Annotated in this window: 22 protein-coding genes; 6 read left to right on the forward strand and 16 right to left on the reverse strand. The window is 63.7% G+C overall.

All coding sequences use genetic code 11. The features are described from left to right. Window positions 1-28: 28 nt before the first annotated feature. From BUA41_RS06355 to BUA41_RS06390, 8 genes are all read right to left on the reverse strand, one after another. On the reverse strand, window positions 29-871 hold the full coding sequence (locus BUA41_RS06355; protein WP_072820928.1) for a nitrilase-related carbon-nitrogen hydrolase: 843 nt from the start codon (window positions 869-871) through the stop codon (window positions 29-31). A 156-nt stretch (window positions 872-1,027) separates the two neighbouring features. Next, window positions 1,028-1,906 (reverse strand): glycine betaine ABC transporter substrate-binding protein, encoded by an 879-nt coding sequence (locus tag BUA41_RS06360; protein ID WP_072820930.1) that lies wholly within the window; start codon window positions 1,904-1,906, stop codon window positions 1,028-1,030. A 33-nt stretch (window positions 1,907-1,939) separates the two neighbouring features. Then, entirely contained in the window at window positions 1,940-2,671 is a 732-nt protein-coding gene (locus BUA41_RS06365; protein ID WP_072820932.1) for an ABC transporter permease, read from the reverse strand. A 4-nt stretch (window positions 2,672-2,675) separates the two neighbouring features. Next, entirely contained in the window at window positions 2,676-3,854 is a 1,179-nt protein-coding gene (locus BUA41_RS06370; RefSeq protein WP_072820934.1) for an ABC transporter ATP-binding protein, read from the reverse strand. A 46-nt stretch (window positions 3,855-3,900) separates the two neighbouring features. Further along, window positions 3,901-4,566: an ABC transporter permease gene (locus tag BUA41_RS06375; protein ID WP_072820936.1), complete on the reverse strand. Its 666-nt coding sequence runs from the start codon at window positions 4,564-4,566 to the stop codon at window positions 3,901-3,903. Between the two features lie 319 nt (window positions 4,567-4,885). Then, complete coding sequence (locus BUA41_RS06380) at window positions 4,886-5,791, reverse strand: PA2778 family cysteine peptidase (RefSeq protein ID WP_245791865.1); 906 nt, start codon at window positions 5,789-5,791, stop codon at window positions 4,886-4,888. 50 nt (window positions 5,792-5,841) lie between these two features. Beyond that, window positions 5,842-6,243 carry a PA2779 family protein gene (locus tag BUA41_RS06385; RefSeq protein WP_072820940.1) on the reverse strand — a complete coding sequence of 134 codons (402 nt, stop codon included), beginning with the start codon at window positions 6,241-6,243 and terminating at the stop codon, window positions 5,842-5,844. A 176-nt stretch (window positions 6,244-6,419) separates the two neighbouring features. After that, complete coding sequence (locus BUA41_RS06390; RefSeq protein ID WP_139249069.1) at window positions 6,420-6,803, reverse strand: DUF6482 family protein; 384 nt, start codon at window positions 6,801-6,803, stop codon at window positions 6,420-6,422. Between the two features lie 413 nt (window positions 6,804-7,216). Between BUA41_RS06390 and BUA41_RS06395 the strand changes: the two genes are divergently transcribed. Genes BUA41_RS06395 through BUA41_RS06405 form a run of 3 tightly spaced genes read left to right on the forward strand, consistent with a single transcriptional unit; the run spans window position 7,217 to window position 10,516 of the window. Beyond that, a complete protein-coding gene (locus tag BUA41_RS06395) occupies window positions 7,217-8,509 on the forward strand; it encodes a 3-dehydroquinate synthase (protein ID WP_084671228.1) in 1,293 nt (430 codons plus the stop codon). Beyond that, window positions 8,493-9,677 (forward strand): metabolite traffic protein EboE, encoded by a 1,185-nt coding sequence (gene eboE, locus BUA41_RS06400; protein WP_072820944.1) that lies wholly within the window; start codon window positions 8,493-8,495, stop codon window positions 9,675-9,677. Before BUA41_RS06395 ends, eboE begins: the two co-directional genes overlap by 17 nt. After that, entirely contained in the window at window positions 9,674-10,516 is an 843-nt protein-coding gene (locus BUA41_RS06405; protein WP_217652781.1) for a UbiA family prenyltransferase, read from the forward strand. The genes eboE and BUA41_RS06405 overlap by 4 nt, the downstream gene beginning before the upstream one ends. A gap of 10 nt (window positions 10,517-10,526) precedes the next feature. Here BUA41_RS06405 and BUA41_RS06410 read toward each other — a convergent pair whose 3' ends face one another. Continuing rightward, entirely contained in the window at window positions 10,527-11,915 is a 1,389-nt protein-coding gene (locus tag BUA41_RS06410; RefSeq protein WP_072820946.1) for an alkaline phosphatase family protein, read from the reverse strand. A gap of 177 nt (window positions 11,916-12,092) precedes the next feature. Here BUA41_RS06410 and BUA41_RS06415 point away from each other — a divergent pair, with 177 nt between their 5' ends. Together BUA41_RS06415 and BUA41_RS06420 are read left to right on the forward strand one after the other, a co-directional pair. After that, a complete protein-coding gene (locus BUA41_RS06415; protein WP_072820950.1) occupies window positions 12,093-12,959 on the forward strand; it encodes an EboA domain-containing protein in 867 nt (288 codons plus the stop codon). Window position 12,960: 1 nt separating this feature from the next. After that, entirely contained in the window at window positions 12,961-13,881 is a 921-nt protein-coding gene (locus tag BUA41_RS06420) for a TatD family hydrolase (RefSeq protein ID WP_072820952.1), read from the forward strand. Window positions 13,882-13,896: 15 nt separating this feature from the next. Here the strand turns inward: BUA41_RS06420 and holA are convergent, their stop codons facing one another. The 3 genes from holA to leuS are packed head-to-tail and all read right to left on the reverse strand — an operon-like array spanning window position 13,897 to window position 18,056. Then, window positions 13,897-14,955 (reverse strand): DNA polymerase III subunit delta, encoded by a 1,059-nt coding sequence (gene holA / locus BUA41_RS06425; protein WP_072820954.1) that lies wholly within the window; start codon window positions 14,953-14,955, stop codon window positions 13,897-13,899. Next, window positions 14,952-15,455 carry an LPS-assembly lipoprotein LptE gene (locus tag BUA41_RS06430; protein ID WP_072820956.1) on the reverse strand — a complete coding sequence of 168 codons (504 nt, stop codon included), beginning with the start codon at window positions 15,453-15,455 and terminating at the stop codon, window positions 14,952-14,954. Before BUA41_RS06430 ends, holA begins: the two co-directional genes overlap by 4 nt. A gap of 15 nt (window positions 15,456-15,470) precedes the next feature. Then, window positions 15,471-18,056: a leucine--tRNA ligase gene (gene leuS / locus BUA41_RS06435; RefSeq protein ID WP_072820958.1), complete on the reverse strand. Its 2,586-nt coding sequence runs from the start codon at window positions 18,054-18,056 to the stop codon at window positions 15,471-15,473. A gap of 247 nt (window positions 18,057-18,303) precedes the next feature. On the opposite strand from leuS, the gene BUA41_RS06440 reads away from it, so the two are divergent. Continuing rightward, window positions 18,304-18,813 (forward strand): zinc ribbon-containing protein, encoded by a 510-nt coding sequence (locus tag BUA41_RS06440; protein ID WP_072820960.1) that lies wholly within the window; start codon window positions 18,304-18,306, stop codon window positions 18,811-18,813. Between the two features lie 46 nt (window positions 18,814-18,859). Here the strand turns inward: BUA41_RS06440 and lnt are convergent, their stop codons facing one another. From lnt to BUA41_RS06460, 4 genes are read right to left on the reverse strand one after another with little or no spacing between them, the layout of a single operon-like run. Next, window positions 18,860-20,332: an apolipoprotein N-acyltransferase gene (lnt, locus tag BUA41_RS06445; RefSeq protein WP_072820962.1), complete on the reverse strand. Its 1,473-nt coding sequence runs from the start codon at window positions 20,330-20,332 to the stop codon at window positions 18,860-18,862. Window positions 20,333-20,392: 60 nt separating this feature from the next. Continuing rightward, the gene (locus BUA41_RS06450; RefSeq protein ID WP_072820964.1) at window positions 20,393-21,286 is read right to left on the reverse strand and encodes a CorC family transporter; all 894 of its coding nucleotides are present in this window, start codon (window positions 21,284-21,286) and stop codon (window positions 20,393-20,395) included. Continuing rightward, the gene (ybeY, locus tag BUA41_RS06455; protein WP_072820966.1) at window positions 21,283-21,801 is read right to left on the reverse strand and encodes an rRNA maturation RNase YbeY; all 519 of its coding nucleotides are present in this window, start codon (window positions 21,799-21,801) and stop codon (window positions 21,283-21,285) included. The genes BUA41_RS06450 and ybeY overlap by 4 nt, the downstream gene beginning before the upstream one ends. Then, window positions 21,798-22,877, reverse strand: coding sequence for a PhoH family protein (locus BUA41_RS06460; RefSeq protein WP_072820968.1), 1,080 nt, complete (start codon window positions 22,875-22,877; stop codon window positions 21,798-21,800). Before BUA41_RS06460 ends, ybeY begins: the two co-directional genes overlap by 4 nt. Between the last annotated feature and the right edge of the window lie 88 nt (window positions 22,878-22,965).

Genomic DNA, 22,965 nt, shown 5'->3' on the forward strand with positions numbered 1-22,965 from the left:
GTGTGTCGGGAAGAGGGTGATCACTGTCTCAACGGTAGCCTGCCATCAGTTCCCGGATCAATGGCGTATCGGCATCACGCAGCGTGGGCAGTTCGAAGCGCGCCTTGGCAATGGCGGTGCGTGACAGGGTGGCCTGGATGAGCATCTCTCGATCGTCTGCCTCGGCGAGGCTTTCACCCCGCGGCCCGAGAATCCGGGTGCCGCCCCAGAAGTGGCTGCCGCCTTCCGGGCCATAGCGATTGGCCATGATCACGGGCGTACCGTAGGTCATGGCATAGAAACGAACGTTGAGCGCCCAGTTCTGTTCGTTGGAGAAATCCTCGCTGACGATGCCGGTGGCGGAGTTGATGGGCGCACACAGCACCGACGGCCGCTCGAGCAGGGCGGCGTGAACCAGTGCCGGGTTCCACAGGTCGGCACAGATCAGTTGCGTTGCCGACCAGCCAGGCCGCACCCGAGTATGGGTGAGCTGGCTGCCGTGGGTGAACCACTTGCCTTCTTCCAGGCCACCGTAGGTAGGCAGATTGAGCTTGCGATGTACGGCGGCGAGGGTGCCATGCTGCAGGATCGCCAGGGCATTGTAATACTCGCCGGGACTCGCTTCTTCGATGAATCCGGCGATTACCTGCATCTCTCCTGCCGCCTGGGCCAGGTATTCCAGCCGAGGGTCCACCCTCGGGCAGGCGACGTCCATCACCCGACTCCCCAGCCCATAACCGGTCAGCGAGAGTTCGGGAAACACCAGTAGCTCCAGCCCCTCGTCGCGACCGGCCATGATCATTTCATGATGACGTTCAAGGTTGGCGTCGAAATCCCCCAGGATGCTGTTGATCTGAGCGGCGCCCACGCGAAGACGGTCCTGGTAGTGCATGCTCGGTGCCTCGTCGGATGAAGGGCGGCGACGGCAAATGATCGCACCGGCGCCTCGAGGCATTCAAGCACGGCTGGGCATCGAAGACTCACCAAGCAACCTGACCGCCGAAACGGATGCTCCAGGCCAGTGGCGCCCTTGTCGCGTCTCGACCCCTCAGATGAGGTCATGCTCCTCGAGAAAGCTCTCGGCGACCTTCTCGATGGTTTGCTTGTCGACATCGACCCGGGCATTGAGCGTGGCCATGGTCTCGTCGTCGAGCAGGCTCGACAGTTCGTTCATCTGCTCCTCGAGCTCCGGATTGGCCTCGAGGGTTTCCTTGCGCACCACCGGCGTCAGGGCGTAGGCGGGGAAGTACCCTTGATCGTCCTCGAGCACTCGGAAGTCGAAGGCCGGGATGCGCCCATCGGTGGCGAACACCAGTCCCACGTCCACCTGGCCGTCGCGCAGTGCCGGATAGACGAGCCCGGAATCCATGCGCTTGACATCGCCGCGACTCACCCGGAAATCGTAGGCCTGCTGCAGGGGGCGCCAGCCGTCTTCCCGGGCATAGAACTCGGCATTCAAGGCGAACGTCAGCTCCTCGCCGTCATTGACCGCTTGGGCCAGGTCGGAAAGCGTGGCGATACTGCGCTTCTCGGCGTCTTCCTCGCGCATGGCCAAGGCATAGGTGTTGTTGGCATTGGACGGGTCGAGCCAGACCAGCCCCTTTTCGGCATCGAGTTCCTTGACCTTCTGGTAGGTCTCCTCGGCGGAAAGACGCTCGGTGACATCGTTGTAGTTGATCAGCGAGGTGCCGGTGTACTCCCAGTACAGGTCGATCTGGCCATTTTCCTGGGCCTGGCGCAGCACGGCGGAGCCCATGCCGGCGCGCTTTTCCACGTCGTAACCCAGGCCGTCCAGATATTGGTCCGTCATGCTGGCGAGAATCTGCTGCTCGGTAAAGTTCTTGCCCCCCACCACGATCTCATCGGCATGGGCGGTCAGGGTGCCGGTCAGGGCGATACCGGCCAGCAGGGTTGTCATTGATTTCATGGGTGATCTCCTTGTTGTCGATCTTGCTTCGGTTCAGGCGCGCGATGGGTTGACGCCACGTGGAACCACGATGAATGCAATGCTGGCAATCAGGATGTCGACACCGATGGCCAGCACGGCGGTAGGAATGGCGCCGGCCAGCATCATGACCGGGTCGTACAGGTCGATGCCGGTGAAGATGAGCTCGCCCAGTCCGCCGGCGCCGATGAGGAACGCCAGGGGAACGGTGCCGACGTTGATGGTCAATGCCGTGCGTATGCCCGCGAATATCACGTAGAGCGCGTTGGGCAACTCCACCTTGAGCAGGCGCTGAACGGGTGACATGCCGATGCCCGAGGCGGCCTCGCGCAGCGCCGGCGACACCCCCTTGAGGCCGGCATAGGTGTTGCGGGCGATCGGCAACAGGGTGGCGACGAACAGCCCGAAGACCGCCGGCACGACGCCGATGCCCAGAAAGCTCATCGACAGTGCCAGTACCGCCAGCGTGGGAATCGTGGTGCCGACGTTGAGCACCTGCATCATCGACTCGGCGATCCGCGCCATGCTGGGGCGAGAGAGCAGGATGCCCAGGGGAATGGCAACCAGTATGGCAAGGCTCCCCGAGACGGCGGTCAGCCACAGATGCTGGGCGGCCAGGTACCGGATGTCGGGAATGTAGAAGATGAACTCGTCGATCACGCCGCTGGACTGGCTCCAGACTCCGGCGAAGAAGACGGCCACCAGAAGCAGCAGGCGTAGCGCACCGGCTAGGTTCAGCGTTGGCATGGGCTCACTCCTCGGCGGCTGATGGCGTCGGGGTACCCGTGTCGTCGCCGGGCCCGGAAGATTGGGTGGCCCGGTAGCGAGATCCTAGATGATGGGTAATGGCCCGCTGGGTGATCTGGCCGCAGACACGCCCCTCATCGTCCACGCAAGGCATCCAGGTCATGTCGTAGGCGAACATCAGCGATGCGACCTTGCGCAGGTCGTCGTCGAGGCTGACCACCGTCGGGACGCTCTGGAAGTGGTCCCGGCAATAGCCGCTCGTGGTCCGGGCGACGGAACGGTGAATGATGCCGACGGGCTGACGCTTGTCGTTGATCATCAGTATGGCGTTCTGGTAGCCGAAGCCTTCTATGCGCTCGAGTGCGGTGGCCAGGGTGTCCTCGGGACGCACGACACCGATCTCGTCGCTGGCGAGTTCGCGCACCTTGACGAGGTTGAGTCTCTTGAGCGCACGGTCCTCACCCAAGAAGGACTCGACGAAGGCATTCCTAGGGGCAGCCAGCAGATCGTCCGGTGGCGAGTATTGCACGAGCTTGCCTTCCCGGAAGATGGCGATGCGATTCCCCATCTTGATGGCCTCGTCGATGTCGTGGCTGACGAACATGATGGTTTTCTTGAGTTCCTGCTGCATCTTCAGGAACTCATCCTGAATCACCGCGCGGTTGATCGGGTCGATGGCCCCGAAGGGTTCGTCCATCAGCATGACCGGGGGGTCCGCGGCAAGCGCGCGGGCCACCCCGATACGCTGCTGCTGGCCTCCCGAGAGTTCGCTGGGGTAGCGCTTGAGGAACGCATCGGCATCGAGGGCGATCATGTCCATCAGCTCCCGGGCACGACGCTTGTAGCGATCCTTGTCCCAGCCCAGCAATCTCGGCACCGCGGTGATGTTTTCCTCGATGGTCATGTTGGGGAACAGGCCGATCTGCTGGATGACATACCCCAGGTTGCGTCTGAGTTCCTGGGTATCCAGTGCGGAGGTGTCTTCTCCGTCGATGAAGACCTTGCCGGAAGTCGGTCGCACGATGCGGTTGATCATCTTCAAGGTGGTCGTCTTGCCACAGCCTGAAGGGCCGAGGAGTATGCAAATCTCGCCGGCGGGGACTTCCATGCTGATATGATCGGCAGCCGTGACGGCTCCCTTGGGGGTATCGAAGACCTTGGTCAGGTTATCGAGTCGAATCATGAAGCGTTGTCCTTGTCTGGTGAGCAGCGCGGCGGCATGCGACGCATCAGGCAGTAGTCGCGGCGCGTTCCATGCCCCTGGGCGTCAGGCGCTTCTGCAGTGCCAGCAATGAGTAGTCCACGATGATGGCCAGCAGGCTCACGGCGACCGCGCCGACGATCAGTTGGCGTGGATCGGATTGGGAAATTCCGCGGCTGATGAAGGTCCCCAGTCCCCCCGCGCCGATGTACGCGGCGATCGCCATGACCCCGATATTGAGTACCACGGCGGTACGCACGCCGGCCATGATGATGGGGATCGCCAGGGGAATCTCGACCTGCCGGAGACGCTGATTCTGGCTCATGCCGATGCCGCGAGCCGCTTCACGCAGCGCCGGGTCGACATTGTTGATGGCGGTATAGGTGTTGCGAATGATCGGCAGTTGGGAATACAGCAGCACGGCGATCACCGCCGGCACATAGCCGATGCCGTGCCCGATGATCGACAGGATCGGAATCATGATGCCGAACAGGGCGATGGACGGAATGGTGACGATGATCGAGGCCACGTAGAGCACGGCCTTGGCCAGGCGCTCATTCTTGGTGATGGCAATCCCGATCGGGACGCCTGTCAGGGTGGCCAGTCCCACGGCAACACCTACCAGGGCGATATGCTCGATGGTCCTGTCGAGCAATAGACCCAGGTTGTCCAGGGCATACTGAATCAGTTCCAATCCGCGTCTCCTTTACGTTGTCGTCGCCTTCGACAATTCTACGTCGCGGCCTGTCCCGGGCAAGACAGGCTTCGCCATTGCAGCGTGATTCACGATGAGGCGATGGATGGAGGCTAGAGAATCCAGTTAGCTTAGCAGAGGGGAATATTTATTTGTTATGAAGATGAATTACGATCCAAAATCACAGTTATTGGTAGTGGTGATGTAGTTGCGGGTGCCTGGCTCGGTACCCGCCAACGAGTAGCGCTTGCCTGCCCCTGTACAGATCGAGGGCTCCTTGTTGGGTTATCGTGATGCCAATGGGTGCGAGAGGCATCGTCTACCCTGGTCTGAGTGTAGACGAGAGTCGTGCCAGGGCCTGTTCGGCACTTGCCTGCCATCGTCCGGGCAGGGCCGCGGCGCGCTTCAGCGCCCGGCGAGCCGGTTCGAGGTCGCCCTGGGCTTCCAGGGCCAGTCCCAGGTTGAGCCAGGCCACGGCCAGATCAGGGGCTTGCCGGGTTGCCTCGCGGAAGGCGCCGATGGCAGCCCCGGGATCGCCGCCGGCATATTCGGCGTTGCCTAGCGCAAACCAGCCCATGGCATGCTCGGGCCAGCGGGCCACGACGCTGCGCCAGGCCGGGGCGGCGTCAATCGGGCCATTGACCTGTTCGAAGGCAGCGATGCTCTTGGTGGCAACCTGCTTGTCTACCGTCACCGGCAACTCCCCCGGTGGCAGCGCTACCAACGCCCAGCGATCGCTGCGTGCCCAGGTCGCATCGAACCGGCGCAGCGAAGTTCTGCGCCCGGGCTCCTCGCCGCTGTGCAGGGTGAGTGTCTTCTCTTCCAGGTCGTAGCCGATGACCACGGCGTAATGCCAGAGCGGCCACAGCGGCAAGGAGAGATTCTGCAGCACCACGACGGGATGGTCGGCGGCGAGTTCCGTGAGTAGTGACTCGACGGAGCCGTCGAGGACATAGCTGATCCGGCCGTGGCGGCGCACCGTGGCGAGCATCTCCGGCTGCACGCTGCCTTCTCGGTCGGGAGTGAAGACCTGGGGTATCAATTCATCGACGGTGATCGGCACACCACTGGCACCAAGCACCATGGCCAGGGAGGCCGGCCCGCATTGATAGTCCCGCTGGCCATGGAACGGTACGTTCGAGAGCAATCGGCTCGACGGTATGCTGCCTTCTTCGGGGGAAGGCAGCGGTGGTGTCGAGGCACAGCCGACGACCCACAGCGTCAACGACAGAACGCCCGCGAGGCGGGCGTTCCGGAACGAGAGGCGCATGGCCGCTAGCGGGTGAACGGGAAGACGTCGGTCAGGCCCAGAATGTCGGTGACCAGCAGGATCACGAATACCGCGAACAGAGCACCGACGACCGAGCTGGCGCCGGCAGGCATCTCTTCGAGGTGATCCGCCATCTGGCTGACTTCCTCGTCGGAGAGTGCGGCAACCCGCGCCTCGACATCCACGGGATCGACACCTTGCGCCAGCAGCTGTTCCTGCACGTCTTCCCGGGCCAGGATATCGTTGATGCGCTGGCGATCGGCATGGGCCTGCTCGGCGGCCAATGCCGCATTGGTGGAAACGAGGGGGGAGGGCGCTTGCGGCTGAGCCATGGCCACAGGGACGCTGGCGACGATCAAGGCGAGGATCAGTAGCGGGCTCAGCAGTCGACGAAAGGTGTAGGTCATGCTTGTTCTCCCTTGCCGTGGTAGGTACGCATGGCTTCTCGTTGAGCCGTTGTCGATATTCATGACACGCCAGCTGAGTATAGTAATACAACGGGACTTGGTTCACGCACGATGTTCAACGCTGCGACAAGGCAGCGTTTTGGGGAGTGGCAGCACTAGCTTGGGGAGTGGCAGCACTAGCGAGTCTGGAAGGCAACTCGGGTGCCGTAGGCGAGCACATCCTGGGAGTCGCCGGGGGTGGCGGGCAGGCCGATCATCTCATCGGTGACCTCGGACCACGTCAGCACGCCGTGGGTCATGCCGAGCGGTGCCAGCAGGCGGCTGATCCACTGTGTCCCCGTGAAACGTCGCGCGTGGTGGTGTTCATCCACCAGTTGGCTGCTTCCGTGGGCGTGATGAAGGCGAACCAGGTAGTAGCCCATGTCGATGGACTGTATCTCGACGATGGGATTGTTGCCCCGGGCCATCCAGGCCGCCAATTCCTCGAAGGTGATTCGTTCGGGCAAGGGCCGGGTGCACGGCGTCATGGGTTGGGCTGGTATTCCGGTGGTGGCATTCATGACTGTTTCCCGTCGCTGAGAGTTTCATCTACATAAGTTATGCAGAAATATTGGATCGTACAAGTTTTCCTGGGGTCTTTTTTTCACCCTTTTCACCTAGAGTCTCGTGATCGTGATTTTCGGATTTATCTGCCAGCGCAAAGTATGGATGAAATATCTCATTTTTCATCGTCCCTTCAGGACGGTTTTTTTGATGCTATACGTTTGGCGCTCAAATTATTAATATAAAGTTACATCACGTGTTTTTGTGTTATCCGGCCTTTTCGGGGCCCTTGACACTACCAGCAAGCTGACTACTCGCCTGGGCATACCGGCTGCGCAAGAGGATGAGGTCGATGCAGGAGCGGCGTCTTGAGCGACGGTGGTACTCGACCCGGCAGTAGGCTTGCCTGACGACAGCAAGGCGGCAGACCATGCAGACGAATTCAGCGGCATCCCTTGACGAAATCCCTACCGGTCGTGCGGAGGCAGCCCCGGCCTCTTCCCTGTCCCGTTCCTCCGAGAAAGGCGTCGAGGGCGAGCAGCGCACGAGCATCCACTGGCAGCGTTTCTCGGTGCCCTTCGAGTATCCGGTGGCCTTCACCCGGAATCTGTTTTCACCGGACAACCCGCTGCTTGTGGAGATGCTGGCCTGGCGCCAGGAAGCCAAGCGTCATCGTTGCCTGATCTATATCGACGACGGTGTTGCCAAGGCTCAGCCGGGGTTGATCGAGCGTATCCAGGCCTATTTCGCGACCCATGCGGCACGCATGGAACTCGTGGAGGCTCCCCAGGTGGTCCCGGGAGGCGAGCAGATCAAGATATGCCCCTCGCACCTGATCGCTGCCCAGAAAGCCATCCATCGCCTGGGGGTCGATCGCCACTCCTACGTGATCGCCATCGGGGGTGGCGCCGTACTCGATGCCATCGGTTTCGCGGCGGCGACGGCGCACCGGGGGGTGCGTCACATCCGGGTCCCCAGCACCGTGCTGTCCCAGAACGATAGCGGCGTCGGGGTGAAGAACGGCATCAATTTCAATGGCGTCAAGAACTTCATGGGCACCTTCGCCCCGCCCTGGGCCGTGCTCAACGACCTGACGCTCCTCGAGACCTTGGAGAGACGTGAACGCATCGGTGGCATCGCCGAGGCCATCAAGGTGGCGCTGATCAGGGACGAGGCGTTCTTTACCTGGATGGAGTCGAATGTCGACGGGTTGAGACGCTTCGATCCCGAAGCGGAAGAGACCATGATTCGTCGCAGTGCGGCACTGCACATGCGTCAGATCGCCCATGGTGGTGATCCGTTCGAACTTGGCTCGGCCCGTCCCCTGGATTTCGGTCACTGGTCGGCGCACAAGCTGGAGACCCTGACCGAGCATGAGGTGCATCACGGCGAGGCGGTAGCCATCGGCATCGCCCTGGATGCCCGCTATTCGGTGCTGGCGGGGCTGCTGGCACCCGGGGAGGAACTGCGCATTGTCGGGTTGCTGGAGAGGCTGGGCCTGCGTGTCTTCCACCCGCAGCTGATCGCCCCCGACACCAGTGGCGAGGCTGCCATCCTGACCGGGCTGCGAGAATTCCAGGAGCATCTGGGAGGAGAACTGACCGTCACGCTGCTCTCGGGCATCGGCCAGGGGGTCGAGGTGAACGCCATCGACTCGGAGCTGGTCATGCAGTCCATCGCCTGGCTTCAGGCGCGAGAGGACCGCCATGCAGCTGCCCGGTAACCTCGGTCATCTCACCTACTGTCTCAACATTCACCCTGCCCAGACCTGGGCAGACGTGCGCTCGGCCCTCCAGGGGCCCGTGCAGGAGGTCAGGCAGGCGCTGGCGCCTCGCGCACCTTTCGCGGTGGGGTTGCGCTTCTCGGCCCAGGCGCTGCGCGCCCTCGAAGAGCCATCCGCGCGGTCGGAACTGCAGGCTCTGCTGCACGAAAATGACTATCGGGCGGTGACCGTCAACGGTTTCCCCTATGGCATCTTTCATGGCGCCCGGGTGAAGGAAGAGGTCTATCAGCCCGACTGGCGATTCACCGAGCGTCTCGACTATACCCGAGGGCTTGCGACCCTGATGGCCGAACTGAATGTGCCCGGGGCCAGCGTCAGCCTGAGCACGGTGCCCGGCGCCTTCAAGCCGCTGGGCCAGGGGGCCGAGGCGCTGATGGCCGATAACCTGCTCAAGGCCGCGGCGCACTGTGTCAGGCTGGCCCGACGCAGCGGTGTCACCGTGGCCATTGCCCTGGAGCCCGAACCCTGCTGTTTCCTGGAAACCATCGACGAGGCCATCGCCTTCTTCGAACACTGCCTGTTCACCGATAGAGCGGCACGACGCCTTGCGGAGATGACCGGCTTGACGGTCGCCCAGGCAGCCAGCGCCTTGCCGCGTCACCTGGGCCTTTGCTACGACGTCTGCCACGCGGCGGTGGAATTCGAGACGCCTCGAGCGAGTATCGAAGCCCTGCAGCGCGCCGAGGTGCCCATCCACAAGCTGCAATTGAGCGCGGCATTGCGGGTTCCAGCGATCGATGCCGCCGCCCGGAGGGCCCTCGAGGCTTTCTGCGAGCCCACCTACCTGCATCAGGTGGTGGCTTCCGGTCGGCATGGCCTCATGCGCCATGTCGACCTGCCCGAGGCGCTGGCACGAGGTCACGAGACGGATGGCGAGGAGTGGCGCATTCACTACCACGTGCCCCTCTTCGTCGAGACCCTCGGGCGGTTCCAGACCACTCAGGCGTTTCTGTCCGAGATACTGGCGTTGCACCGGCATGAGCCGATCGCGTCGCACCTGGAAGTCGAAACCTATACCTGGCACGTTCTGCCCGAATCCCTCAAGGAATCGAGGGTGGAGGATGCCATCATTCGCGAGATGCACTGGGTTCTGGAGCAATTGCTTTGAAGTGGCGCATGTGGCTCAAGCTGGGGCGCATATCCAACCTGCCGACGGTCTGGACCAATGCGCTCGCGGGATGGGTGCTGTCGGGCGAAGCCTTCGATGGGGCGGGACTGCTGCTGCTCCTGGTGGCGCTATCGCTGTTCTACGTGGGTGGCATGTATCTCAACGACGCCTTCGATGCAGAGATCGATGCCCGGGAGCGTGCCAATCGTCCGATTCCCCAGGGCGAGGTGTCGCGGACGACGGTCCTTGCGCTGGGGAGCGTCATGCTGGCGCTCGGTATGGTACTGGTGTTCGTGCTGGGCACGTTGGCGGGGCTGGCAGGCTCGGTCCTGGCAGCGGCGATCGTGGCCTACGACTGGCTGCACAAGCGCATCAGCTGGGGGCCGATCATCATGGGAGGCTGTCGACTGCTGACCTATGTCACGGCTGCCCTGGCCGCCGGCGGGTTGGGCTGGGCGGTACTGCTTGGCGGCCTCGGGCTCTTCTGTCATGTGGTGGGCTTGACCTACGCCGCCAAACAGGAAGCCTACGACCGGATCGGTGCCGCCTGGCCGCTGCTGGTAATGGCCATTCCGGTGCTGGTGCTGCTCTTCATGCTCGCCGACAACCTTGCCCTCGGGCTGCTGGCGCTCTACCTGGTCTGGGGGGGCTGGTCGCTGAGCCTGCTGTTTCGACGCCGCCCCGGTGATGTTCCCAGGGCAGTGGTCAGTCTGATCGCGGGTATCGCGCTCTATGACGCGACCCTGATTGCCGCCACGGGCATGTTCGGTCTGGCCCTGCTGGCCCTGATCGGGTTCGGGGCCACCCTGGCGCTACAGCGAGTAGCGCCAGGCACCTGACGCGAGCTACTCAATCGTCGAAGACGTGCGCCAGGGTCAGGGTCTTGAAGTTCGTCGCCTTCACCGCGCCCTCGGGCAGCAGGTTCGCTTCCGAGGAGATCACCAGCGGGCCGTCCTCCGGGTCGTCGGTGATGCGCCCGTGAGAGCCCTTGACCAGTTGGGTGTCCTTGAGCGAGATGACATCGAGCAACTGGCGCATGCCCAGCTTGCGTTTGGCGAGACGCCATCCGGCGGCGAACCTGGGCCATTTGATGGCCGGATCGATGAACAGCTCGACCGGGTCGTAGCCGGGCTTTCGATGGATATCCACGGTGCGTGCATAGTCCGGCGCCCGCGCGTCATCCAGCCAGTAGTAGTAACTGAACCAGCGATCCGGCCTGGCAACCGCCACCAACTCGCCGGCGTTGGGGTGGGCCAGCCCGTTGGCGCGGATCCCCTCGGCATCCCAGACGCTCTCGACACCCTCCAGCCCCTCCAGAAGCGACTTGATCTCGGGAATTTTCGCCGGGTCCTGGATATAGACGTGGGCGATCTGGTGATCCGCCACCGCGAATGCCCGGGAAGCGCCGGGGTCGAGCTGTTCGCGCCCATGCTCTTCCACCCGGACGGCAAGCAGCCCCGCCTCGCGCAGGGCGCGATTGATGTGGATCGCATCCGTGGTGGGGGTGATGCCGTATTCGGAGACGACGATCACCCGGCGGCCTTCGCGCTCGGCGTGCTCGATCAGCTCGCCGCACAGGGCATCGATCTCCTCGAGATCCTGCTGGATGCGCGGATGGGAAAGATCGGGGCCGAGGCGTTGCAGGTTGTAATCCAGGTGAGGCAGATAGGTCAGCGTCAGGGTGGGGTCGCGGGTCTCCATGACATGCTGCGTCGACCTGGCGATCCAGCGGCTCGAGGTGATGTCGGCCACCGGGCCCCAGAAGGTGAAGAGCGGAAACTGGCCCAGCTTGGCATCGAGTTCGTCGTGCAGCTCGGCAGGATAGGTGTAGTGGTCGGGGATCTTGCGGCCATCCGCGGGATACATGGGGCGGGGTGTCGCGCTCCAGTCCGCCGTGGAGTACATGTTGTACCACCAGAACATCTTGGCGCAGGTGAAGCCGGGGTCGCGTGCCTTGCCGGCTTCCCAGATCTTCTCGCCGGCGACCAGGCGATTCGACTGGCGCCACAACCAGACCTCCGAGAGGTCGCGGAAGTACCAGCCGTTGGCGACGATCCCGTGCTCCGTGGGGGTGAGCCCCGTGACCAGGGTGGATTGCACGCTGCAGGTGACGGCGGGGGTGACCGTGTCGAGGGGGCGCAGACCGCCGCGTTTCGCCAGGGCGGCGAGGTTCGGGGTGTGGGGGCCGATCATCTTGGGTGTCAGGCCCACGACAAGCATTACCAGGGTCTTGTTCATCGTTACTGCCACTGTCGAGGAGAAGACGCAGCGAGGCGTCAGGAAAATACTTTCGGATACATTAACATCAATTCGTTAAATAAAGTAACCTTGTGTTATTCTGCGTATGATGATTGTCTGTTCTCGTCGTCATGGGAGCAAGGGATGGGCACGCTTGAGTAATCGCAGAGGTCAACAATGTCTGAAACAGCAGTCGAATCATTGCGCCAGTGGGTCCTGCGCCAGGCTGGCGAACAGGGCAAGTGGCTCGAGACGCGTCTAGAGGCGCTGGCGGCAGGGGCCCCGGAGAGCGAATTGCATACCGTGCTGGGGCTGGCGCCGCGCCGCCTTGGCAAGGCCGACCTGATCTTGATCGCAGAGGATCTGCGCCAGGCGGAAGAGGCCCTTCCCGGCTGGCGCCCCGACGGGTGGAGCATCGATGGTGCCGCGCGGGTCCTGGCGCTGGCGACCTTCCGGGGAGAGCGTTCCTTCGCCGAGACCTTCAAGGATCTACGGCGCACCGCGGACGCCCGGGAACTGGTGGCACTCTACCGCGGCTTGCCGCTGTACCCCGAACCCCGGAGTCTGGCGTTCGAGGTGGGGGAGGGGCTGCGCTCCAACATGATCGCCGTCTTCGAGGCGATTGCCCACCACAACCCTTATCCCAGCATGCACTTCGATGAGCATCGCTGGAACCACATGATTCTCAAGGCGCTGTTCGTCGATAGCGCCCTGGCCGACATCGTCGGGCTCGACGAGCGAGCCAACCCCGAACTCGGGCGTCAGTTGCTCGATCACATCCACGAGCGCTGGGCAGCCGGACGCGAGGTCTCGCCGGAGGTGTGGCGCTGCATCGGCCCCTGCGCGATCGAAGTCGATGCCATGGAGGCGTTCGAGCGCGCCCTGGCGGGCAAGTCGACCGAACGCGCCGCCGCGGCCCTGGCGCTGGTCTCCAACCCGTCTCCCCTGGCCGATGCCCTGCTGGCCACCCACCCGGAGGCTGCCGCGCTGGTCGCGGAAGGTCAGTTGAGCTGGGACACCCTTTCACGACACGAGGTTGCCTGAGATGTTCATCGATCCGCATGCCCACATGATTTCGCGCACTACCGACGACTATGAGGCCATGGCCGCCGCCGGTATCGTGGCCTTGATCGAGCCGGCCTTCTGGGTGGGGCAGCCGCGTACCTTCGTGGGTACCTATGTCGACTATCTCTCTTCGATCATCGGCTTCGAGCGTTTCCGGGCCGGCCAGTTCGGCATTCGTCACTACTGCACGGTGGGGCTCAACTCCAAGGAAGCCAACAACGAGGAACTGGCCGAAGGCGTCATGGAGTGGCTGCCGCGCTTCGCCCTGAAGGAGGGGGTCGTGGCCATCGGCGAGATCGGCTATGACGAACAGACCGCACTGGAAGACAAGTACTTCCGTGCCCAGTTGCTGCTGGCCAAGGAGCTGGAGCTGCCGGTCATGGTGCACACCCCGCATCGCGACAAGAAGCGCGGCACCTCGCGTTCCATGGACGTCTGCGAGGAGATGGGCCTCGACCCGTCCTGGGTCGTCATCGATCACAACAACGAGGAGACCGTGGACGAGACCCTGGATCGCGGCTTCTGGGCGGGATTCTCGATCTACCCCTCGACCAAGATGGGCACCCGGCGCATGGTCGAGCTGCTCAAGCACTACGGCAGCGAGCGCATCATCGTCGACAGCGCCTGCGACTGGGGGATCTCGGAGCCTCTGGCGGTGGCCAAGACCGCGAAGCTGGCCCTGGAAAACGGCATCCCCGAGGAGACGGTGCGCAAGGTCACCTATGCCAACACCCTGGAGGTCTACGGCAAGAGCGGGCAGATTCACGAGTCCGACTGGCTGAATCCTCCGGCGATCGATCAGCGCACGCTGTATGAAGGCAACTCCATCCTGCGAGGCGGTCGGGAGCCGCTTATCGAAGCCCCGGGGTCGCGCAACCGGGACAACCTCATCATCGAGTGAGACCTGGATGGCCCATCAGGAAACGCGGTAGGCGTGGGGCAGCTCGGCGAGCAGCCCGCGCCCGCCGGCCAGGGTCAGGGCCAGATCGTTCAGCGCGTCCCACAGAGGCAGGGTGACCCCGCCCTTGATGGCCAGGTCGATGCGCTGGGCGAACAGCAGGAGCTTGTGCAGCCGGCGGTGGGGCAGTCTGTTCAGCGCCTGCTGGTAGTTGGGGCGTCGCTTGTCGGGAATCATCGGGCGCTGGGCCTTGCAGGCATGTTCCAGGCTCTGGCCTTGGTCGAGGTGCTGTTGCAACGACAGCAGGGTGCGCAGCTCCCGGGTCAAGGCCCAGAGCACGACCGGGGCCTCGACGCCCTCGCCGCGCAATCCTTGCACGATACGCACGGTCCGTTCGCGTTCACCGCGCAGGCAGGCGTCGGTGAGGGTGAAGACGTCGTACCGGGCGTTGTCCTCGACACCTCCGGCGATTGTCTGGGCGTCGAGACGTGCGCCAGGGGGTAGCGTCAGGGCGAGTTTCTGCAGTTCCTGATCCGCGGCGAGCAGATTGCCCTCGGTGCGTTCACCAAGCAGGCGGGCAGCCTCCATGTCGAGCTGCAGCCCGTGGCGAGTGGCGCGATCGCGCATCCAGAAACCCAGCCGCTGGTGATCCACCGGCCAGACCGGCACGAACAGGCCGATCTTGTCCAGGGCCTTGAACCACTTGCTCTGCTGCTGCTTGCGATCGAGGCGCGAGGCCGAGATGAGCAGGACATCATCGCTGTGCTTGGCCTGCTCGGCATAGGCTTCGAGCGTCTTGCCCCCTTCCTGGCCCGGCGAATGTTCTCCCAGACGCAACTCGATCAGCTTGGCAGAGGCGAACAGCGACAGGCTGGCGGCGGATTCAGTCAATCGTCCCCACTGGAAGTTGCCTTCCACATGCAGTATCTCGCGCTCCTCGATGCCCTGCTTGCGCGCCGTGGCTCGCACGCAGTCGCAAGTCTCCATGTGGATCAGCGGCTCGTCGCCGGCGACGATGATCGCCGGCGGCAGGCGCTTGCCGATCGCCTCGGGGAGTTTGTCGGGAAATACCTTCATTGGCCCAGGGCGCGCAGGCGTTCGAGAAGCTGGCGGGTGGCATCGCGGTAGAGAGAGTCCACGGCTTCCAGGCGCAGGTCGTCGCGCACCAGCAGATTGCCGTCGCTGGCCTGGTAGGTGGTGGCGACCTCGATGCGCTGTTGATCGAGGAGGTAGGCGCCATCTTCCTGGCGCTGTACCGAGAAGGGGACGGTCAGGCGCAGCTCCGTCTCCTCGTAGTTGAGGTCTCCGCCGCCCAGGGCCACTTCCTGAAGCCGTTCCGCACCGAGGTTGAGGCGCAGGGGGGCCTCCTCGGTCAGTTCGACGCCAGCACTCTCGAGTTCGCGTCGCAGGTTGTCCGTGAAGGACGATGGCGTGGCATTCAGGGATAGGCGGTCGAGTTCCAGGGCCGGTTCGTTCAGGCCGCGCAATCGAAAACCGCAACCGGCCAAGGTTGCCCCAGCCGTGCCGCCAGCCAGCAGCAGCAGCAATGACCTGTTGAGGAAGGTGCGACGCTTCACGGGCAGCTCCTTGGGTTAATTGGCGACGATGTTGACCAGCTTGCCGGGCACCACGATGACCTTGCGCAGGGACTTGCCTTCGATATGGCGCTGCACATTCTCGCTGGCCAGGGCCCGTGTCTCGACGCTCTCCTTGCTCGCATCCGGCGCGACCTCGATGCGGGCTCGCAGCTTGCCGTTGACCTGCACCACCAGCTCGACGCTCTCCTTGACCAGCGCGGCGTCATCGACCTCGGGCCAGGCGGCGTCGATGACCGGCTCCTGATGGCCCAATTCGGCCCACAGGGCATGACAGGCATGGGGGGTAATGGGGGCCAGCAGCAGCACGCAGGCTTCGATGGCTTCCCGGGCGACCGCGAGGCCCAGTGAGGAGGTGTCCGAGAATCTGTTCAGCTCGTTGGTCAGCTCCATCACCGCGGCGATGGCGGTGTTGAAGGTGGTGCGCCGGCCGATATCGTCACTGGCCTTGCCGATGGTCTCGTGGGTCTTGCGGCGCAGCGTGCGCTGCTCGTCGTTCAGGGCGTCGATGTCGAGACTGCCCGGGGACCCGGCGTTGACGTGTTCGGCGACCAGGCGCCAGAGTCGCTTGAGGAAGCGATTGGCGCCCTCGACGCCGGAGTCGGACCATTCCAGGGACTGCTCTGGCGGGGCGGCGAACATCATGAACAGTCGCACGGTATCGGCGCCGAAACGATCGATCATCGCCTGGGGGTCGACACCGTTGTTCTTCGACTTGGACATCTTCTCGATGCCGCCCATCTGCACCGGCTGGCCGTCGCTGGTGAGAATGGCGCTCACCGGCCGGCCCTTGTCGTCCCGCTTGACCTCGACGTCCGCGGGGTTGAACCATTCCTTGCCACCGTTCTCGGCGTCGCGGTAGAAGGTCTCGGCGATCACCATGCCCTGGGTCAGCAGTCGCTGGAAGGGCTCGTCACTCTTCACCAGCCCGAAATCGCGCATCAGCTTGTGGAAGAAACGCGCATAGAGCAGGTGCAGGATGGCATGCTCGATGCCGCCGATGTAGAGATCCACCGGCAGCCAGTAATCGGCGCGCTCGTCGAGCATCGCGTGCATGTTGTCGGCGCAGGCGAAGCGGGCGTAATACCAGGAGGACTCCATGAAGGTATCGAAGGTGTCGGTCTCCCGGGTCCAGCCGTCACCCAGGTCGTAGAAGGCCGGCATCTTCTTCAGCGGCGAACCACTGGCATCGACCTCGACCTCCATCGGCAACGCCACCGGCAGTTCGTCGTCGGAAAGCGGCACGGTCTGGCCGTCGGGCCCGTACTTGACGGGAATCGGCGCCCCCCAGTAGCGCTGCCGCGCCACGCCCCAGTCGCGCAGGCGGAAGTTGATCTTGATCTCGCCATGGCCCTGGGCCGCAAGCCTGTCGGCGATGGCTTCGAAGGCCGCGTCGAACGCCAGTCCATCGAAATCACCGGAATTGATCAGGCGGCCGTACTCGGTATGGGCGCCCTGGGAAAGGTCCGGTGCCTCGCCGGATTCGTCGGCGATCACCGGCTCGATGGGCAGGCCGTACTTGGTGGCAAATTCCCAGTCGCGCTGGTCGTGGGCGGGCACCGCCATGACCGCTCCGGTGCCGTACTCCATCAGCACGAAGTTAGCGACATAGACCGGCACTTCGCGACCCGTGAGCGGATGAACGGCCTTGAAGCCGGTGTCCATGCCGCGCTTTTCCATGGTGGCCAGATCCGCCTCCGAGGTGCCGCCCTGGATGCACTCCTCGAGGAATCGCGCAAGCTCGGGGTGGTCTGCCGCCGCGGCCTTGGCCAGCGGATGGCCGGCGGCCACGGCGACATAGGTGACCCCCATCAGGGTGTCTGGACGCGTGGTGTAGACGCGCAGTGCATCGGCGTCCTCGACGATGCCGTTACCGGCGACGTCGAAGGCCAGCTCGACGCCCCGGGACTTGCCGATCCAGTTGCGCTGCATGGTCTTGACCTGCTCGGGCCAGTCGACCTTGTCCAGGTCCGCCAGCAGTTCGTCGGCGTAATCGGTAATCTTGAGGAACCACAGCGGGATCTCCTTGCGCTCGACCGGCGCGCCGGAGCGCCAGCCGCGACCGTCGATGACCTGTTCGTTGGCCAGCACGGTGTTGTCCACTGGGTCCCAGTTGACCGTGGCCATCTTCTTGTAGACCAGCCCCTTGTCGACCAGCTTGGCAAAGAACCACTGTTCCCAGCGGTAGTAACTGACGTCGCAGGTGGCGAACTCGCGGCTCCAGTCGTAGGCGAAGCCCAGCGCCTTCAACTGCTGACGCATGTAGTCGATGTTCTGATAGGTCCAGTCGCCGGGGGGAACACGGTTCTTGATCGCCGCGTTCTCGGCGGGCATGCCGAAGGCGTCCCAGCCCATGGGCTGGAGCACGTTCCTGCCCTGCATGCGCTGAAAGCGCGAGATGACGTCACCGATGGTGTAGTTGCGCACATGCCCCATGTGCAGCTTGCCGCTGGGGTAGGGGAACATCGACAGGCAGTAGAACTTGTCGCGGTTCGCGTCCTCGATGGCCTTGAAGCACTGGTTCTCTTCCCAGAAGTGCTGAGCGGCTTGTTCGATGCGGTGGGGCGTGTACTGTGTGTCCATCGTTATCGCGGGGCACCTTGCTTGATACTGTGGCGTTGGCCATGTCTCGCCGAGAAGGCGATAATATGCGCCGGCACAATGTGTTGGAAACACGCTCGAAGCGAGCGTTGAGAGTCACCTGGCTGGCCTCAAGGATACCCTAGACCCGACCGTGCAGGTAGGGCCTGGGGTGTCGAGTCCGGCGATGCGGTGATGATGGCGATTTCGATAGCGCGACTTTTGAGCGCATGACGTTGAGGAGAGGGCGATGAGCGAACGGCAGAAGGAGCATCGGTTGCGCGATGCCTACGAGCGGGTTCTGGAACGCATGCAGCACGGTGCGGACGAGCTCTCCTGGGAGAATCTGCAGAAGGATCTCGACGAGGCGGTGGAGTTCGAGGCCGAGCTCGAGGAGTTCACCCGGGACGAGATGGCATTGCTGCGTGCCTGGGTCGAGCGCGACCTCAAGGATCTGCGCGGTTACCTGGCTGCCGGGGGAAGCGGTGTGGCCAGTTGGCTGGGCATCGACCTCGACGTGCTGTCGCGGAAGGTCACCGATGCCCTGTTCTCGGTCGCCGATCGCAGCATCATCGAACGCGAGCAGCTCGTCGATGATCTCGAGGCGTCCCGGGCGGATTACGTGGCAGGCGAGATTGCCGCGCCGGGGCGGATGGCCTGCGTGCACTGCGGTGCCAAGGTGGTGCTGGAGAGTGTCACCCGTCTGGAGCCGTGCCACCAGTGTGGGCATCGCTATTTCGAGCGTGCTTCCGAGGCGTGAGTGCAACGATCGGCATCGTCGCCTGACGATGCCGTGAGGCCGGCTCTCAAAAGCGGGACTTGCTTTGCCGCCACCGCAGACCAGGCAGCACCAGCAACGCCGCCAACAGCCAACTGGGCCAGCTGCCGGTGGTGGTGAAAGGAGTCTTGCCCTGCATCGCCCGCACCTCGCCACTGATGCTGACCGTCTCGAAGCGGGGCGCCTGGGCGGTCACCCTGCCCTGGGGGTCGATGATCGCCGTGACGCCATTGCTGGTGGCGCGTATCACGTAGCGCCCATTCTCCAGGGCGCGCAACCGCGCCATCTGCAGATGCTGCAGCGGCCCGATGGAGTCGCCGAACCAGGTATCGTTGGAGACGGTCAGCAGGAGTTCGGAATCGGCAGCGCGTTCGGCCACCAGGTCGGGATAGATGATCTCGTAGCAGATCGCGCTGCCGATGCTGAGATCGGCGGCGCGGATCGGCTCGGGATCGGCAACGCCCGCCGAAAAGCTCGACATGGGCAGGTCGAAGAACGCGATGATGCCGCGCAGCAGGCTCTCCAGGGGCATGTACTCGCCGAAGGGCACCAGATGCTCCTTGCGATACTCACCCTCGACATCGCCCACGCCGATGATCGCATTGTAATAATGCTCCGCATCCTCGCGCTGCACGATGCCGGTGAGCAGCGCCGTGTCCGGTGCCAGGGTGGCCTGGATTCGCTCGAGAATCGGTTCGGCCTGCTGCTGGAACATCGGCAGGGCGGTCTCGGGCCAGACGATGAGGTCGATGTCATCGCCCTGGGACCGAGTCAACTCGGCGTAGGTGTTCGCGGCCTTGCGCTGCCCCTCGTCGGTCCATTTCATGAGCTGCGGAAGGTTGCCCTGGAGCAGTGCCACGCGCTTCGTCGTCTCGCTCGGGGTGGTCCACTGTAGTGGCATCAAAAACGGCGACAGCCACAGCACCGCAACTGGCGCGGCGGCCCACCAGCGCCGCCTGAGAAATTCCGCGCCGAGGGTGCCGGTCAGGGTCGTGATCAGGGTAAGCAGATAGACGCCACCCACCGGCGCCAGGGGGGCCAGGGGAGAATCCACGTGGGCGCTGCCCAGCAGCAGCCAGGGAAAGCCGGTGAACAGGTAGGTGCGCAGTACCTCGACGAGTACCCAGAAGCCGGCGAAGCTCAAGAATGCCAGGCGGCGCCCGGTGAACCGGCGGTAGAACCAGAAGGGGATGGCGTAGAACAGCGCCAGGGTCACCGCGAAGAGCACCGTGAGAAAGACCGCCAGAGGGACGCCGGTGTAGCCGTAGTCATGAATCGAGACATAGATCCAGGACGTGCCCGTGGCGAACAGGGCGACGCCGTAGCACCAGCCGCGCAGGGCGGCCTGGCCAGGGGTCAGGTCATGCAGGCCGAGATACATCAGCCCGACCGCGATGGGGCCAAGCCACCAGAGTTCGAAGGGTGAGAAGGTCAGCGTGGTCAGGCCGCCGGCGATCAGCGCGGCCACATAACCCGCCCAGGGGCGGTGATAGGACAGCATAAAAACGACACTCTTTTCTTGGACGTGCCTCTTATACCAGAGCGGCTCGGGGAAGACGAATCACGTTCCGTCTCCGGCCTCGTCCTCCTGGGCGACCGTCGAGAGGCGTTCCGCCTGCAGCAGGCGGATACGCCGATTGTCGGCACCCAGCACCGTGAATCGCCAGCCCTTCAGGTCGGTATATTCGCCGCGCCGGGGCAGGTGGCCGAAGCCCTGCATGACCAGTCCCCCGACGGTATCGAACTCATCGTCGGAGAAGTGGGTATCGAAGCGCTCGTTGAATTCCTCGATGGGGGTCAGGGCGCGAATGGAGAAGGAGCCGTCGCCCATGTCACGGATGTCGTCATCCTCGTCGGTGTCGTGCTCATCCTCGATGTCGCCGACGATCTGCTCGAGGATGTCCTCGATGGTGACGATGCCCGCGGTTCCGCCGTACTCGTCGACGACGATCGCCATGTGGTTGTGGGTGCTGCGAATTTCCTTGAGCAGGCTATTGAGGCGCTTGGATTCGGGAATGAACATGGCCGGACGGATGACGTCTCGCAGATCGACCCAGCGTCGCTCGCCCTCGCCACCCTCCTGCAGCATGGGGAGCAGGTCCTTTACCAGCAGGATGCCGAGCACCTCGTCGAGGTTCTCGCCAACCACCGGGTAGCGGGAATGCCCCGTCTCGAAGATGACCGGAAGGTACTCCTCGGGAGGCTGGTCGATCGCGATGGCGGTGACCTGAGAGCGAGGAATCATGACCTCCCGGGTCTGCTGGTCGCTGATCTGGAAGGCTCCCTGGATGATGGTCAGGGCGTCCTGATCGAGACCCAGTCGCGGGCCGGCCTCGCGCAGAAACGTCAGTAGCTCGTCCCGGGTGTTGGGTTCGTCGGAATCGTTGAAAAAGCCGCTGAACAACTTCTCGAGCCAGGACTTGCTGCCCTGGCTACTCGATCGGTCTTCGCTCATGCGTCGGGTCTCGTGTCCTCGTCATTGAAATAGGAGCCGCGTTCAGTGCCGGAGAGCACGTAGGGATCGCCAATGCCCATGGCGGCGAGGATGTCACGCTCGAGCGCTTCCATCTCGTCGGCATCGGCTTCCTTCATATGATCGTAGCCCAGCAAGTGCAAAGTGCCGTGTACGACCATATGGGCATAATGATCCGTCAAGGGCTTGTGTTGCTCCTGGGCCTCCCGGGCGACGACGGCATGACAGATCGCCAGGTCGCCGAGCAGCGGGAGTTCGAGCCCCGGCGGTGCCTCGAAAGGGAAGGACAGCACATTGGTCGGGCTGTCCTTGTGGCGATAGTCGCGGTTCAGGCTGCGGCTCTCGTCGAGGGACACCAGGCGAATGGTCAGTTCGCTCCGGGCAACGGCAGGGTGGCGCGCGAGGGCTGCCCGCGCCCAGCGCGCCAGGTCGTCCCTGGTCGGCAGATCCAGCGTATCGTCCAGGGCGATCTGCACATCGATCGTGGCGTCGGTCATGCCGGTGGCACCTGTTCGCTGCCGTCGTTGCGCTGCTGTTCCTCACGCCGTGCCTGCTCGCGGGCCTCCTTGCGTGCCCGGTCCTGGGCCTCCTGCTGCGCCTCGAACAGATCGTAGGCCTCGATGATGCGCTGGACCAGCGGGTGGCGCACCACGTCCTTGGCGGCGAAGTGGGTGACGCCGATCCCCGGGGTCTCCTTCAGCACGTCCAGCACCTGGATCAGCCCCGAGGTCTGGCCCCGGGGCAGGTCGACCTGGGTGACATCGCCGGTGACCACGGCGGTGGAGCCGAAACCGATGCGCGTCAGGAACATCTTCATCTGCTCCCGGGTGGTGTTCTGGCTCTCGTCGAGAATGATGAAGGCGTTGTTCAGGGTGCGCCCGCGCATGTAGGCCAGCGGCGCGATCTCGATGATCTGGCGTTCGATCAGCTTGCCGACCTGCTCGAAGCCGATCATCTCGTAGAGGGCGTCGTAGAGCGGGCGCAGGTAGGGGTCGATCTTCTGGGCCAGGTCGCCGGGCAGGAAGCCGAGCTTCTCCCCGGCTTCCACCGCCGGGCGTACCAGCAGGATGCGCCGGACCTCCTGCTGGTTGAGCGCCTCCACTGCCGCGGCCACGGCCAGATAGGTCTTGCCGGTCCCGGCCGGACCGATGCCGAAGTTGATGTCGTGCTTGCGAATGTTGGTGACATAACTCTGCTGGTTGATGCCTCGTGGCTTGACCAAGGCCCGGGGCGTACGAATGATGACTTCTCCCTCGTCGCCACCGCCTTCTTCCTCTTCCAGCGCCTCGACGCCGGACTCCTGCAGGAACAGATGGACGGTCTCGGGCTCGAGTTCGCTCCCCTCGGTCTCTCGATAGAGATGTTCGATGATGTTGGCCGCCACCTTGACCCGGGTGCCGGGGCCGGCCAGTTGGAAGGTGTTGCCGCGATTGCGCAGGGTCACGCCCAGGCGGGACTCCACCAGCTTGAGATGTTCGTCGCGCTGGCCGCAGAGATTGGCCAAGCGCATGGGGTCGTTGGGTTCGAGGGTCAGTGTGAGGATGCGGTGCGCCTGAGAACTGTTATTGCTCAAGACAGGGGGATCCGTGCGTTGTGGAAAGTGATGGGCAGAGCTTACTGCCCCGGCAGGGGGCGGGGCAAATCAGAAAGCGCCAGGCGTT

Origin of the sequence: Modicisalibacter ilicicola DSM 19980 (assembly GCF_900128925.1) — a bacterium.
In the GTDB taxonomy this organism is placed as follows: domain Bacteria; phylum Pseudomonadota; class Gammaproteobacteria; order Pseudomonadales; family Halomonadaceae; genus Modicisalibacter; species Modicisalibacter ilicicola.

Coding starts and splice junctions, on each gene's coding strand:
- BUA41_RS06450 (WP_072820964.1), bottom strand. CDS start 21,286: ATGAGCGAAGACCGATCGAGTAGCCAGGGCAGCAAGTCCTGGCTCGAG.
- BUA41_RS06420 (WP_072820952.1), top strand. CDS start 12,961: ATGTTCATCGATCCGCATGCCCACATGATTTCGCGCACTACCGACGAC.
- holA (WP_072820954.1), bottom strand. CDS start 14,955: ATGAAGGTATTTCCCGACAAACTCCCCGAGGCGATCGGCAAGCGCCTG.
- eboE (WP_072820944.1), top strand. CDS start 8,493: ATGCAGCTGCCCGGTAACCTCGGTCATCTCACCTACTGTCTCAACATT.
- BUA41_RS06360 (WP_072820930.1), bottom strand. CDS start 1,906: ATGAAATCAATGACAACCCTGCTGGCCGGTATCGCCCTGACCGGCACC.
- BUA41_RS06370 (WP_072820934.1), bottom strand. CDS start 3,854: ATGATTCGACTCGATAACCTGACCAAGGTCTTCGATACCCCCAAGGGA.
- BUA41_RS06390 (WP_139249069.1), bottom strand. CDS start 6,803: ATGAATGCCACCACCGGAATACCAGCCCAACCCATGACGCCGTGCACC.
- lnt (WP_072820962.1), bottom strand. CDS start 20,332: ATGCTGTCCTATCACCGCCCCTGGGCGGGTTATGTGGCCGCGCTGATC.
- BUA41_RS06440 (WP_072820960.1), top strand. CDS start 18,304: ATGAGCGAACGGCAGAAGGAGCATCGGTTGCGCGATGCCTACGAGCGG.
- BUA41_RS06385 (WP_072820940.1), bottom strand. CDS start 6,243: ATGACCTACACCTTTCGTCGACTGCTGAGCCCGCTACTGATCCTCGCC.
- leuS (WP_072820958.1), bottom strand. CDS start 18,056: ATGGACACACAGTACACGCCCCACCGCATCGAACAAGCCGCTCAGCAC.
- BUA41_RS06395 (WP_084671228.1), top strand. CDS start 7,217: ATGCAGACGAATTCAGCGGCATCCCTTGACGAAATCCCTACCGGTCGT.
- BUA41_RS06365 (WP_072820932.1), bottom strand. CDS start 2,671: ATGCCAACGCTGAACCTAGCCGGTGCGCTACGCCTGCTGCTTCTGGTG.
- BUA41_RS06355 (WP_072820928.1), bottom strand. CDS start 871: ATGCACTACCAGGACCGTCTTCGCGTGGGCGCCGCTCAGATCAACAGC.
- ybeY (WP_072820966.1), bottom strand. CDS start 21,801: ATGACCGACGCCACGATCGATGTGCAGATCGCCCTGGACGATACGCTG.
- BUA41_RS06410 (WP_072820946.1), bottom strand. CDS start 11,915: ATGAACAAGACCCTGGTAATGCTTGTCGTGGGCCTGACACCCAAGATG.
- BUA41_RS06415 (WP_072820950.1), top strand. CDS start 12,093: ATGTCTGAAACAGCAGTCGAATCATTGCGCCAGTGGGTCCTGCGCCAG.